The following is a 12456-nucleotide window of genomic DNA, read 5'->3' on the forward strand; positions in this document are numbered from 1 at the left end:
GCCGCTTGATTCTCTTCGGGAAATAATTTTTTTAAAATCCAGGCTGCCTCCTAGTTGATTTATCTGTAAATCTCTTTCAGTATCGCCAACATCAACTCCCCTGAAAATAGTTTTACCTCTAAAGGCGACATCGCCCTTGCCAAATGAGCCAGTAAGTCTCAGATCTTTTGCCTCGATGCTTCCTGATGCAACAATATTTGAAAAGCCTTGTGATAAAATAGTTAAGTCCTCAAGCCGGGAAGTATTTGCGGAACCACTAATATTAAAGACTCCTTCTGTTGTTATCCTATCAATGCTCCCATCAAATTTGCTAACAAGTAATTCCCCTATTTCAAAATCAAATGTATTTATCAACAGTGTGTCAGATCTTTTGTCGTATGTAATATCATATAGGAGTTCGGTCGATAAAAGTGGTCGGGTATTTGTGGATTCTTCACCATTTTCTAGTTTAATCTTCCCGCTTGAACTGATCGTTTCAGTTATCTGAAAATTTAAGTCTGCATGTAACGAAAGATCCTCCTTATGCTCTAAAACCTCGGATAATGAGCCCACTTTTAACTCAGCTATATCTATATTTAATTCGCTATTCGTTTGGTTCGAAGAAGTTTTAATAAATCCATTGATATCAATTTGGTTATCAGAGATTGTTATATTTCCCTTTATATCAATATTTTTTTGATCTTCTAACTCGTAATCTCTTAATCTAAAATCCAATTTACTTATATAAAGTTTTACCCCGTCTGAAACTTCAATTTTAGCCATATTTAATTCTATTTTTTTTATACCAATCGAAAAAAAACCCTCTTCTTCCTTATCTAACCTTTCTTGTCCGAGTTCAGTGATAAGCTTCTTAAGTTTCTCGAACCCGACTTTGGGTAATGATAAGTCTGCATCATTAATCACTATTTCTTCAATTTCCATTTTACCTTTGATTATTGATGATGTTATATCTGGTTTGATAATTAATTCTCCGATCTTGATTGGATAAGCATTAAGATCAGTTGAGTCAAAAATCTCTATGTTCTCGACTTCGAGACCGGCTAAAAAACCAAATGCAATGTCACCGATCTTGACTTCATAACCCTTTTCTCTGGAAATATCTACTACCAGGCTTTGAACTTTTTCGGCTAAGTAAAACTTTGAAAATAAGAAAACGGAGACGAGCAAGAGTGAAAAGACAATCGCAACAATTGTTAAAAAATATTTTGCAATACCTTTCCGGAGAGCCGGCATACTTCGGATATTATATTAGTAATAGCTTGAATTAAAAGGAGACTAAAAAAATCAGAAAACGAAACTAAGGGGTGTTCGGTTCATAACAGGCTAAGAATCCGTGATATAAATTCAGCTTAAAAATTCGCCTATCTCCAAGACACATATCTTGTGTCTTTAATATGGTTGTAATAGGCTAAAACCTTTTCAACATATGCCTCAGTTTCAGGATACGGCGGAATCTCATATCCATATTTTATTACTGCGTCCTTACCGGCATTGTATGCAGAAAGCACAAGCTCTAAGTCACCCTCGAAATATTCCATTAAGTCTCTCAGATGCCTGACTCCTCCGTCGATGTTATCTTCAGGATCAAAGGGATCTTCTACTCCATATATACTTGCAGTCTCAGGAATGAGCTGCATCATGCCCATCGCTTTTTTCGGCGAAACAGCTTGCGGATTGAAATTCGACTCCATCTTTATCACTGCCTTAATTAGATAAGGATCTACACCGTATCTTTCACTTGCACTCAATATTTCATTTTCAAACTCCGACTGAAAATGATCATATTCAATACTATCTCTAAACGTTTTATCTATAACATTAAACCTTGCAAGCGGCGATGGAACGCTGAAAGTTCTCTCGGATGGGACATTATTACACTCGAGCGTTTCAAATCTCAAATTACTCTTAAGTATGACCATACAACTTGACACCCCCGTGATAGTTGCATACTCATCATTAGCCAGAGGAATCACATCACCCTGAGAATAAGTCTTGAGCTTACCGGTAACATGATTTTTAATTATCGCCTTTGAAGTCGAGCCCCCGGCACCAATAGTGCCAAGAAGCATTAATTGATCTTGTTCAAAACCCTGTGAATAGAACGGATAGAGAAGAAAAGTCCATAAAACTGTGACAAAGGCTACATGAGAACTTCTCATTTGCGACATATACTATCAAAGATGAACAACAAATACAATACAAAACTTTTATGAACGAAATCTAGACACAATTAGCCCAGCTATTTGGTGTCAAACCAGATCGCTACCCATCCGCTTTCAGAATACTCGTTATTTACCCTGAAGCCTGTTTTTGCATACGCAGTTACCAGTGCTTCCTTCTTCATCTCATAGATTCCAGAAACAAGGAGAATGCCTTCCCTTTCTAACATGGATTTAAAACCATCTACCATAGTCAGAAGATCATCAGTAACAATATTTGCTATAATTAATTCAAATCTCCCTCGAACATCTTCCAAAGATCCATACTGTACACGACCTATAGAACTCAAATTGTTCTTCTCAAAATTCACCTCAGCCTCTTTCACCGCTATCGGATCGATATCCACAGCCAAAACACTTTCAGCTCCCAGCGATGCAGCACAGACCCCCAATACTCCGCTTCCACACCCAAAATCCAAGACTTTTTTTAGAATCCCATTTTTGAATATTTCTTCAAGACCCATTATACAGAGCCTGGTTGTAGGATGTTCGGCACCAAAGGAGCTTCCTGGAGAGATCTCGATGATTCTATTTTCACCCTCCGGGGTTTTCAATCTAATCCTCGATTCCGTCAATCGAAATTCCACATAGGGTTTATAGGGTCTCATTGATTGCATCTAAACATCTTTTTGTCTGAACGTCAAGAGACCTATAAAGCTAGCGGAGGACTTTAGTCCTCCATAAATTGTCATCCTGAATCCTGTCCTGAGCCTGTCTTGAGCCCTGAGTAAAGCTGAAGGGTCGAAAGGCCAAGTCGAAGGATCGTTTCAGGATCTCAGCTCACTTCGCTAGAGACGCAAAATTTTCCGTCTCTACCTCTAAAGGAGGGTTCATGATGATTTTGATAATAACTATAATTAAAGGTGACAAGATTACTATGCCTTGCGCAGTGTTCCCAATAAAAAAAATTAATCTAAATCAAGTTGAAATTGATGATAATACTAGTATCCTTTGATCAACTCTTCGTCTAATTAAGGAGTAAAAATGTACGAATTATTTAAGTCCCCGGCTTACGATAACGCGCTAAAACAATTTGACAGGGCATGCGATAAACTGGATCTGGAAGATCGAATTACAAAACGATTCAGACTGCCACAGCGAACACTGGTAGTGAGCTGTCCAGTAAGAATGGATGATGGAGATATAAAGGTCTTTAGCGGGTATCGAGTTCAACACAACCTCACCTTAGGACCTTGCAAGGGCGGTGTACGCTATCATCCCGATGTAGATATGGGAGAAGTAGCTGCCCTGGCGATGAGTATGACATGGAAATGCGGTATAGCTGAACTTCCTTTCGGAGGGGCTAAAGGTGGTGTAGCCGTTGATCCAACTAAGCTCTCATCTCATGAGCTTGAACGGCTTACAAGAAGGTACACCGCCGAGATACTCCCTATAATTGGCCCAAATAAAGACATACCTGCTCCGGATATGGGGACTAATCCTCAAATAATGTCATGGATGATGGATACGTATAGCATGACGGAGGGATATACCTCCCCAGCAGTAGTCACCGGAAAACCCGTGATAATTGGAGGTACACACGGTCGGGAAGAGGCCACAGGCTTTGGCGTTGCTTATATGACAGAGGATGCATTAAAACATTTTGGCAAAAAACGCCCCGGGATGCGAGCGGCGGTACAGGGATTTGGTAATGTAGGATCTCACACTGCCCTGAAGTTATCAAGATTAGGTTATAAAATCGTTGCAGCAAGCGATTTATTTGGAGGAATTTACAACCCTTCGGGCCTTCCAGTTGAAAAAATTCTCAAGATTGTTGGGAGTGGAGGGAGAATACAGGATTTGCCGGATTCCGATAAAATCACAAACGAAGAGCTACTAACCGTGGATTGCGACATCCTGATTCCTGCCGCAATTGGCAGAGTAATCACCAAAGATAACGCCTCAAGGTTAAGATGTGAGATTGTCATAGAAGCAGCTAACGCGCCTACAACCCCCGAAGCCGACGATATTCTTGAGGAAAGAGGAATTACAGTTGTACCCGATGTCATTGCCAATGCCGGTGGGTTAATTGTGTCATATTTTGAGTGGGTACAGGGACTGCAAGAATACTACTGGTCTAGTGAACTCGTTTTTTCAGAGCTTAAGAAGCGAATGCGTAGAATATTTGATAAAATATCGACTTATTCTGAAGAAAAGAAGGTTTCTCCTAGAATGGCGGCTCTTATGCTTGGCATACAACAGATAGCCGCCGCGAAGAAATTCAGGGGATTATACCCCTAGACCCAGCGTCGTTTGTAAACACCAAAAAGTATCTGTAATATAAACCGTCTATGAGCAAAATCATACCGAGGGCGCTCACGATTGCAGGATCGGATTCAGGCGGAGGAGCTGGAATTCAGGCGGATCTTAAAACATTCACCGCACTTAATGTGTATGGGATGTCCGTTATTACTTCTATCACGGCTCAAAATACACAGTCTGTAATGGGTATAAGTGACATATCTCCTGATTTTGTGGGACTCCAGATTGACGCAGTCGTTGGTGATCTCGGAGTTGACTCTGTAAAAACCGGCATGCTATCAAATCAACTTATAGTTCTCTTGGTTGCTAAGAAAATTAAACAATATGGAATTGAAAAACTGGTCGTAGATCCGGTTATGAGGGCAAAAAGTGGAGATTCACTGTTAAAGAAAGAGGCAGAAGCTGCGATAAGAGATGAGTTACTCCCTCTCGCATATATAGTTACGCCTAATATACCCGAGGCTGAGATGCTGTCGGGTATAAGAGTTAGATCGGTAGAAGATATGAAGCAGGCAGCAGAAAAAATAAAGGCTCTGGGCCCGAAAAATGTGCTCGTAAAGGGGGGACACCTCGATTGGACCAAGGAAGCGATCGACGTTTTATTTGATGGTAATGAGTTTCATAAGTATAGAGCTCCAAGGATCAACACAAAAAACACCCATGGTACAGGCTGCACTTATTCAGCGGCAATCTGTGCCGGACTTGCAAAAGGTTTTCAGGTATTAGATGCTGTTGAAGACGCGAAAGAATACGTTACTCAGGCCATAAGAAATTCCTTCAACTTGGGTAAGGGCCACGGCCCTCTTAACCATTTTTGGAAATCTCAATAATCATGATTCATGATGCAGGATACAGGATGCACGATGTTTAAAGAGCTTTTCTATTTTATTCCTTATCATGTATCTTGCATCCTGCATCTTGTATCCTCGTTGCATTTATCGCCGGTCACCCGTGGCTAACTAAATATCATAAGGGAGGTAATAATCCCCAATGGCCGAGTTAATTGACGGTAAAAAAGTATCCCAGCATATCAGGGAAGAAGTGGCTAGAGAAGTAGAGAAACTTAAAAATGAAACTGGAACAACTCCAGGACTTGCGGCGGTACTGGTTGGCGATAATCCAGCGTCTGAAATTTACGTAAGAAATAAAAGAAAAGCCTGCGGGGAAGTTGGGATTTATTCAGAAGAATATAAACTTCCCAAAGAAACTTCTGAAACCGAACTTTTGTCACTTGTCGAGAAACTAAATAATGACGTGAAAATTCATGGGATACTGGTTCAGCTTCCCCTGCCAGAGCAGATTAATAGTACAAAGATTCTCAGATCTGTTTCTCCCTCAAAAGACGTCGATGGTTTTCATCCGGAAAACGTGGGATTGCTTGTTGAAGGAAATCCAAGATTCATATCGTGTACACCAAACGGAATAATGAAAATGCTTGACTTTTATAATATTGAAATCAAGGGAAAAGAAGCAGTGGTAGTGGGGAGAAGTAACATTGTTGGAAAACCTACAGCGATACTCTTGCTGCACCGGCATGCTACAGTAACAATCTGTCATTCTAGAACAATCCGACTCGATGAAGTCACACGCAGAGCCGACATCTTAGTTGCAGCAATAGGACGACCTAATTTTATCACCGAAGATATGGTGAAGGAGGGAGTCGTCGTCATCGATGTTGGTATAAATCGTAACAAAGATGGAAAACTTATTGGTGATGTTGATTTTGAAAGGGTGAAGGAAAAAGCATCATATATAACCCCGGTCCCCGGTGGAGTTGGCCCTATGACAATCGCTATGCTGCTGTGGAACACCTTAGAATCCGCAAAAATGCTAGCAGGGAAAGCAAGATGATAAATCAAACGGGTCAAAATCTGAAGCCGTAAGCCGCCCTCCTTTTAATTTTTTCGTGCTACGTCAATCGAAGTAGCTCTCACCGATTCCCACCCATTTACGTAGGGAACGCATAAATGCGTTCCTGATAACGGGGAAGAAGAACGAAAAGAAAAATAACTCATTTATTCATGTCTGACCCCGGAGATGTGCTTTTTTAATTTAGCGCCCGTGAAACACTTTCAAGCGCAGTGTCTTGATAAAAATAAAGATAAAATCCTGATAAACTATAAAAGACTTACAACAGCTACCCGATGATCGTCATAATTTAAATAAGATAAAATTAAATGTCTCACAATATAGCACACCAACAGGCAAATGCATCCCTTTATTCATGGATGACAAGACTGGTAGATGTTCAACCGGACGAATTAAGATCCCTCATTTGGTCGTTTCTCTACTTCTTTTCCCTGCTATGTAGCTATTATATAATCAGGCCCATACGAGATGAGATGGGGATAGCCGGTGGAGTTGAGAATTTACATTGGTTATTTACAGGTACTTTTCTTTCAATGCTTGCTGCGGTACCGCTATTCGGATGGATTGCCTCAAAGTACCCTCGGAAAAGGTTCATTCCCTGCGTCTACTATTTCTTTATAGCAAATCTCCTGCTCTTCTTTTTCTTATTTAGTACCAATTTAACACATGCTTATGTGGCGCGCGCATTTTTTATATGGGTTAGTGTATATAACCTTTTTGTCGTATCGGTATTTTGGAGCTTCATGGCAGATATATATAGCGATAACCAAGCAAAAAGGCTTTTTGGTTTTATCGCGGCCGGGGGAACAACCGGCGCCATTGTGGGCCCAGCGTTAACGGGGAATTTGGTATTATTGTTAGGTCCTAAAAATTTACTGCCCCTGTCAGCAATTTTATTGCTCGTGTCTGTTGTCTGCATAGGGCGCTTAATTTCAAAAAAGCATGAATCCACTTCGACGGTTCCTGGTTCATTTTCAAAGACCGAACCCAACCAAGCTGAGGATTCGGATGAAAAGCCAATGGGTGGAAGCATAGTTGCTGCATTCCGTTTAGTCCTAAGCTCCCCTTATTTGATGGGAATTTGTCTTCTAATCTTACTATTTACAACCCTTGCAACCTTTTTGTATTTTCAGCAAGCGCAGATAGTTCGGGATAGTTTTGATGATCCATCCCGACGTACTGCGGTATTTGCTGCAATAGATTTTGCAGTCAATATACTTGCGGTCACCATTCAGGTTCTTCTCACCGGTCGTATTGTCAAAAGTATAGGCCTGAGTTGGAGCTTGGCCTTAATACCGGTGCTCCTGGGTTTAGGCTTTTTAATGTTGGGCTTGGTCCCTTTACTTATGGTCCTCGTTATCGTTCAGGTCGTTCGGCGCGCTGGCGATTATGCCATAATGAAACCTTCACGCGAGATGCTTTTCACTGTGCTAAACAAACAAGAAAAGTATAAGGCGAAAAATTTTATAGATACTGCGATCTACAGGGGGGGAGATGCTGTGAGTGCCTGGATTTACGCAGGTCTTTCAGGTTTGGGTGTGAGTCTTTCGGCTATTGCTCTTGCCGCTGTTCCTATTTCCGGAATTTGGGCTATCGTTTCGTATATATTGGGTAAGAAAAGGGAAGAATTGGCTGGCAGAAGCGCGTGAGAGTAGTAAATAAAAACTATTGGAGGAAAATTAACATGATTTCACGAAGGAAATTCATAGGGGGTCTTTTCGGGACATGGGCCGGAATTACTTTTCTCCCAGACAAACTGTTATCAAAACAACTGCGTCCCATTAAGAGGACTATACCCTCTTCGGGCGAGCTGCTTCCGATTATAGGTATGGGAACATCCCGTACGTTCGATGTCGGTTCCAATAAAGAAATGCTTGCTCAGCTAGCTGAGGTCATGCAGTTGTTCTTTGATGGTGGAGGTGCGTTGATAGATTCTTCACCAATGTATGGTTCTTCAGAAAGGGTCTTGGGCGAACTGCTCAAAAAAACGACTAATAAGAAAAATCTCTTTTCTGCAACCAAGGTGTGGACCTATGGCAGAGAATCAGGAATTAGACAGATGAATGAATCACTTAAATTATGGGGTTTAAAGAGTTTCGATCTTATGCAGGTACACAACCTTCGTGACTGGAAGGTACATATAAAAACCCTCAGAGATTGGAAAGAGGAGGGCAAAATACGATACATTGGAATTACGACTTCTCATGGAAGAGACCATGAAGAATTCGAAAAGATTCAGAAGACCGAGCGGCTGGACTTTGCACAATTTAGTTACAATATCGAGGACCGTGTTGCAGAAAAACGTCTTTTGCCACTTGCTCGGGAAAAGAATATAGCGACTATAATAAATCGTCCATTTCAAAGAGGTGGATTATTCAAAAAAGTTCGGGGAAAACCCTTACCGGAATGGGCTTCCGAATTTGATTGCACTAGCTGGGGTCAATATTTCCTGAAATTCATTGCCTCAAATCCTGATGTCACAAATATTATCCCCGCCACATCAAACGTGAAACACGTGGCCGACAATATGGCAGCGGGCTTTGGCCGGTTGCCTGATGAGAAAACACGCATTCGAATGATAGAATACTACGAAAAGGTTTAATTGACAGAAAAAAGCGGGAGGAACCCTTTTTGCTCTATCCTACAGAAAATCCAGCGACTCCCTGCCATCTCGAGTACCGTTATCGGGAATCCGCCAGACAATAATTGCGAATGGCAAGGCCACGAAGCAATCTCCTATTCAACCCACCTTCCCTTCCGTTCCCTTTTGTCATCCCCGAAATCCGTCATCTGAAATCCATCTTTCAGAATCTCACAGACATTGACCAGTTCCTAAATTCCCAATTCTGTAATATAATAAGTAGAATCCCATGTGTGACCCAGTGCTGAGAGCCGCAATTTTCGAAGAACTAGGATACTTCGACAAAAACAAAGAAAAGGACAAGAAAGATGAAATTCATGATGAGCAAAGTAAGAAAGATAATTTAAGAAATACCGGGGAAGAAGAACGAAAAGGAAAATAACTCACTTATTCATGCCCGACCCCAGCGACACATTTTCCTAGAAAAAAACAAACGTGTATTCAGCCAATTACGTCTCATGTCAAGGCCTGACACGTTCAGTTCTTTTCTCAAAGCCTTTTGATAATCTTTTCATAGACCATCTTTCGGTGAATGATTCCTAGAATTAGCACTTCATATTCTACGATTTTAAATACTACTCTCATATCTCCAACTCTCAATTTCCAATAACCTTTGAGTGAACCCCTGAGAGGTTTACCATATTTCTCAGGTTCGCTTCCCAAACGTGTCTTTATGGCTTTAGCAACGAGCTTCCTTTGTCTCTTGTCGAGAAGCTTAATATCCTCTTCTACCTCAGGATGATAAAGAATGATATAGGGCATTTAGTCTTCTTTTCGAGAGCTAGGCCGATCGGTCCATATTTCATCATGAGTAAGAGCTTTTTTTCGTCTAAATGTTTTTTCACGTTCTGAGGCAATTTCGTTAAGAATTATGTCTTCATGAATCTCCAAAGCCTCGCGCAGCAAATCTCTTGCTTTAAGCGAAATTGATATCCCCTCCTTTTTTGCAATTCTTCTGATCGCCTCGTAAAGAGGTTTTTCTAAAACAACGTTAATACGTGGGTTTTTGGCAGGCATGCATTCTCCTCAACTCAATATAATTGATTAATACAGTGTAGCACAAGTGATGCACTCATACCAATTGCTATAGGTGTTTTTTATATCCTGCATCTCGCCTCCTTAATCCCGCATCCTGCATCCTATTCCCTGTCTTCTGTCTTCGGTCTTCTGTCTCGTGCATCCTGCATCGTGCATCGTGTATCCTGCATCCTGACAGCATTTGTCAATTGTGAAGATACGACCCCCTAGCATCTATTTCTCTTTATTTATCTATATCATTTTTTTCAAGCTCTGCATCAAGTTTTGTAAGGTAAGGGGTCAAATCTTTTGTTGACTAATTATCATTTTGATATTTTCTTTTGATTATGTCTATATTCCTACGAATTCGGTTTCCAGGCGCCTTATATGACGTCGTGAACCGATGGGATCACCTAAATGAAAATATTCCCTAGGTCGGAGTGTATTTATTGAAGGGTTATTTCGTCTCACATTAAGGAATGAAGCCGATTGGCTTGAAGTGAGTAGTTATGGTGTAGAGGGGTAGGAATGCAATGAAGTGCGTTTGAAGGTAAAGTCAGATAAAATTTTCTGAAGAAAGCCTGGAGAAATCCAAGCTCCCTCAGATCAGACTTGATGACTGCATCTTATTTACACCCTTGGTTCATTTGTTCGCGCAGTTGCGGGGCGAGGCGTTGCATCTTCATCATTTCTCCTCTCCTCTTGAAAAGCCGATTGGCCGCTTGTTCTTCGGCTCGGGCGGTGTCATCAACTCGCGAATTGCGTCGAACACTACTCTGAACTGCGTGTCATACTTCTTCTCCAACGCTGCAAGCTTCCGGGCCAACTCCTTGTGGGAGGCAAGCATCTGGCGCAGCCGCACAAAGGCGCGCATGATTTCGATGTTGACATGGATAGCGCGGTCGCTGCGAAGCACGCTTGAGAGCATGGCGACACCCTGCTCGGTGAAGGCATAGGGTAGGTAGCGGCGTCCGCCACGTCTTCCAGGATTTGAGATCACAGATTGTGATCTCAAAGAATCGAACTCCTTCTGGGTCAACTGGAACATGAAATCTCCTGGAAACCGCTCGATGTTGCGCTTGACCGCCTGGATCAGTGCGCGTGTCTCGACGTCATAAAGCCGAGCGAGGTCTGTATCGAGCATGACCTTCTGCCCACGTATGAACAAGATTCGCGACTCGATGCGTTCCAGGGGGATGATCGCTCTCTTATCCGCCATAGCCGAGCTCCTTCAGGTTCTTCTTGATAAGGATATCCCTTGGGCATGAATAAATGAGTTATTTTTCTTTTTCTTGTTTATGAATATATTTTTCTCAAAACTGATTTTCTTCTGGGGCACAATTTAGAAAAGAAAGGTTTTGTATTGATTAACTACGAAGCTTTTTCCCACTTTTCAATTGTAGCATCTTTTCTATGAACTAATATGTCATTGGAGCTAACTTTTTTAGCAAGCGATCTTGCACGGACAATTGCATCACTTTTTGTACTAAAGGTGCCATAGGACTTATATGAGCCTTCTCTCTTGACAACCCATCTATCTTTTTGGGGGATTACATGAATGTATGCAATCGAACTTGCAACTTTCAAATTCTTTTTAATTTTAGAGGTATCGATTTTGTAATTTTTTGATTTAGCCATTTTCTGACTCCTATTTACTGTACAAATAATATCCGATGTCTGAATTTATAAAGCTGTCAACTAAATAAAGTATACGTCCAAATTTAATGATTCTCTACTGATTTCCATATCTTAAATGATCAGATGAGTTAACTTTTTACATTTCAAATCCAAGAATAGACTAATTACGGGAAGGCGCTTTGCGGCCGTGTCTCAGCGATTGACAAATAATCCACAAACTTCGTTAATTCCTTTAATCGGAATTCGATGGGTCCAGTCTACAATTGACAAATGGTGATACGATGCAGGATTCACGATGCACGATGCAGGATACAGGATACAGGATGCAGGATGCAGGATGCAGGATGGAAGAATCCGCCGCTGGTCCTTCCTGAGCTGATGTAGGGAATTAATTCTGTGGATAACTTTGATTTCAAAATAGCATTATTTATTGCCATAATCTTATAAATATTCTTATAATAGAGTTTAACTAACGAACCCTATTAGAATTTTTCGAAAAAATAATCAGAGGGAAGTTGTACATAGCATATTGATAAAATTGTTTAATCATTGTGAATAAGCTGTGGATTAATGTGAACTAATTGTGGAAAAGTTCCCTAATCTGTTAACTCTTTTATTATCCTCTAAGTCATTCAAAAGTTTGCAAACAGAAGTCTTTAAGATCGGATGAATTAAGTCTGGGGCGATCTCACATAGCGGCTCCAGTACAAACCTCCTGAGATGCGCCCTTGGATGAGGTATACTCAATTCATCGTCCTGCACCACTAGATCATCATAGAATATGAGATCAAGATCGATAGTCCTGGGACC

General features: G+C 41.1%; 14 protein-coding genes. 6 read left to right on the top strand and 8 right to left on the bottom strand.

What is annotated here, in order from left to right:
* The 3 genes from VGA95_07315 to VGA95_07325 all read right to left on the bottom strand — a co-directional run.
* Positions 1 to 1233: hypothetical protein (locus VGA95_07315; protein HEX9666356.1), on the bottom strand; the 1233-nt coding region annotated here is incomplete at its 3' end.
* A 128-nt stretch (positions 1234 to 1361) separates the two neighbouring features.
* Complete coding sequence (locus tag VGA95_07320; protein HEX9666357.1) at positions 1362 to 2159, bottom strand: lytic transglycosylase domain-containing protein; 798 nt, start codon at positions 2157 to 2159, stop codon at positions 1362 to 1364.
* Between the two features lie 80 nt (positions 2160 to 2239).
* Entirely contained in the window at positions 2240 to 2827 is a 588-nt protein-coding gene (locus VGA95_07325) for a 50S ribosomal protein L11 methyltransferase (protein HEX9666358.1), read from the bottom strand.
* 376 nt (positions 2828 to 3203) lie between these two features.
* Between VGA95_07325 and VGA95_07330 the strand changes: the two genes are divergently transcribed.
* From VGA95_07330 to VGA95_07355, 6 genes are all read left to right on the top strand, one after another.
* Positions 3204 to 4460 carry a Glu/Leu/Phe/Val dehydrogenase gene (locus tag VGA95_07330; GenBank protein HEX9666359.1) on the top strand — a complete coding sequence of 419 codons (1257 nt, stop codon included), beginning with the start codon at positions 3204 to 3206 and terminating at the stop codon, positions 4458 to 4460.
* A gap of 50 nt (positions 4461 to 4510) precedes the next feature.
* Positions 4511 to 5311: a bifunctional hydroxymethylpyrimidine kinase/phosphomethylpyrimidine kinase gene (gene thiD, locus VGA95_07335; GenBank protein HEX9666360.1), complete on the top strand. Its 801-nt coding sequence runs from the start codon at positions 4511 to 4513 to the stop codon at positions 5309 to 5311.
* Between the two features lie 160 nt (positions 5312 to 5471).
* Positions 5472 to 6332, top strand: coding sequence for a bifunctional methylenetetrahydrofolate dehydrogenase/methenyltetrahydrofolate cyclohydrolase FolD (folD, locus tag VGA95_07340; protein ID HEX9666361.1), 861 nt, complete (start codon positions 5472 to 5474; stop codon positions 6330 to 6332).
* A 326-nt stretch (positions 6333 to 6658) separates the two neighbouring features.
* Complete coding sequence (locus VGA95_07345) at positions 6659 to 7999, top strand: MFS transporter (GenBank protein ID HEX9666362.1); 1341 nt, start codon at positions 6659 to 6661, stop codon at positions 7997 to 7999.
* Positions 8000 to 8034: 35 nt separating this feature from the next.
* Positions 8035 to 8952, top strand: a complete 918-nt coding sequence (locus VGA95_07350) for an aldo/keto reductase (GenBank protein HEX9666363.1) — start codon at positions 8035 to 8037, stop codon at positions 8950 to 8952.
* Between the two features lie 268 nt (positions 8953 to 9220).
* Positions 9221 to 9373 (top strand): hypothetical protein, encoded by a 153-nt coding sequence (locus tag VGA95_07355; protein HEX9666364.1) that lies wholly within the window; start codon positions 9221 to 9223, stop codon positions 9371 to 9373.
* A gap of 107 nt (positions 9374 to 9480) precedes the next feature.
* Here the strand turns inward: VGA95_07355 and VGA95_07360 are convergent, their stop codons facing one another.
* The 5 genes from VGA95_07360 to folK all read right to left on the bottom strand — a co-directional run.
* Positions 9481 to 9753 (bottom strand): type II toxin-antitoxin system RelE/ParE family toxin, encoded by a 273-nt coding sequence (locus tag VGA95_07360; GenBank protein HEX9666365.1) that lies wholly within the window; start codon positions 9751 to 9753, stop codon positions 9481 to 9483.
* A complete protein-coding gene (locus tag VGA95_07365; protein ID HEX9666366.1) occupies positions 9754 to 10008 on the bottom strand; it encodes an antitoxin, RHH family protein in 255 nt (84 codons plus the stop codon). It lies immediately after the preceding gene.
* 685 nt (positions 10009 to 10693) lie between these two features.
* The gene (locus VGA95_07370) at positions 10694 to 11227 is read right to left on the bottom strand and encodes an ORF6N domain-containing protein (protein ID HEX9666367.1); all 534 of its coding nucleotides are present in this window, start codon (positions 11225 to 11227) and stop codon (positions 10694 to 10696) included.
* Positions 11228 to 11379: 152 nt separating this feature from the next.
* A complete protein-coding gene (locus VGA95_07375; GenBank protein ID HEX9666368.1) occupies positions 11380 to 11646 on the bottom strand; it encodes a DUF2188 domain-containing protein in 267 nt (88 codons plus the stop codon).
* Positions 11647 to 12213: 567 nt separating this feature from the next.
* Positions 12214 to 12456 (bottom strand): 2-amino-4-hydroxy-6-hydroxymethyldihydropteridine diphosphokinase (gene folK / locus VGA95_07380; protein ID HEX9666369.1); only part of this gene is annotated, 243 nt, incomplete at its 5' end.

The organism is Thermodesulfobacteriota bacterium (genome assembly GCA_036397855.1).
Taxonomy (GTDB): domain Bacteria; phylum Desulfobacterota_D; class UBA1144; order Nemesobacterales; family CSP1-2; genus DASWID01.

What these genes read in the sequence shown, in the direction of transcription:
- VGA95_07320 (HEX9666357.1), bottom strand. Translation starts at nt 2,159, where the DNA reads ATGAGAAGTTCTCATGTAGCCTTTGTCACAGTTTTATGGACTTTTCTT.
- VGA95_07325 (HEX9666358.1), bottom strand. Translation starts at nt 2,827, where the DNA reads ATGAGACCCTATAAACCCTATGTGGAATTTCGATTGACGGAATCGAGG.
- VGA95_07330 (HEX9666359.1), top strand. Translation starts at nt 3,204, where the DNA reads ATGTACGAATTATTTAAGTCCCCGGCTTACGATAACGCGCTAAAACAA.
- thiD (HEX9666360.1), top strand. Translation starts at nt 4,511, where the DNA reads ATGAGCAAAATCATACCGAGGGCGCTCACGATTGCAGGATCGGATTCA.
- folD (HEX9666361.1), top strand. Translation starts at nt 5,472, where the DNA reads ATGGCCGAGTTAATTGACGGTAAAAAAGTATCCCAGCATATCAGGGAA.
- VGA95_07345 (HEX9666362.1), top strand. Translation starts at nt 6,659, where the DNA reads ATGTCTCACAATATAGCACACCAACAGGCAAATGCATCCCTTTATTCA.
- VGA95_07350 (HEX9666363.1), top strand. Translation starts at nt 8,035, where the DNA reads ATGATTTCACGAAGGAAATTCATAGGGGGTCTTTTCGGGACATGGGCC.
- VGA95_07355 (HEX9666364.1), top strand. Translation starts at nt 9,221, where the DNA reads ATGTGTGACCCAGTGCTGAGAGCCGCAATTTTCGAAGAACTAGGATAC.
- VGA95_07360 (HEX9666365.1), bottom strand. Translation starts at nt 9,753, where the DNA reads ATGCCCTATATCATTCTTTATCATCCTGAGGTAGAAGAGGATATTAAG.
- VGA95_07365 (HEX9666366.1), bottom strand. Translation starts at nt 10,008, where the DNA reads ATGCCTGCCAAAAACCCACGTATTAACGTTGTTTTAGAAAAACCTCTT.
- VGA95_07370 (HEX9666367.1), bottom strand. Translation starts at nt 11,227, where the DNA reads ATGGCGGATAAGAGAGCGATCATCCCCCTGGAACGCATCGAGTCGCGA.
- VGA95_07375 (HEX9666368.1), bottom strand. Translation starts at nt 11,646, where the DNA reads ATGGCTAAATCAAAAAATTACAAAATCGATACCTCTAAAATTAAAAAG.